General features: G+C 40.4%; 1 protein-coding gene. It reads right to left on the bottom strand.

Translation table 11 applies throughout. The annotated features are described in order from the left end of the window. A partial coding sequence (locus ACEN31_RS11690; protein WP_407109493.1) for an IS30 family transposase occupies positions 1-255 on the bottom strand: 255 nt, incomplete at both ends.

Genomic DNA, 255 nt, shown 5'->3' with positions numbered 1-255 from the left:
GTGGAATCGTGTTCCGTTTGTGTGCAATCGATGACACAAAGCTTTGGTCTACTTGATTAAAGTCCATTCCTTTTGGCAGTCCGTCTCTGCGTAATAAACCATTGGAATTCTCATTCAAAGCTCGCTGTGAGGGCGTTCCTGGATCGGCAAAATAAATATCAATGTCATGTTGATTACTTAATGCTTTCCAATTGGAAAATTCCTTACCACAATCAAACGTCATCGACTTAAAGAAATGTCGAGGAATCGATTCCA

Source organism: Ruoffia sp. FAM 26255 (genome assembly GCF_045528525.1).
Classification (GTDB): Bacteria; Bacillota; Bacilli; order Lactobacillales; family Aerococcaceae; genus Ruoffia; species Ruoffia tabacinasalis.
The sequence above is the reverse complement of the archived record's forward strand: the minus strand, read 5'-3'. Positions and strand labels throughout refer to the sequence as shown.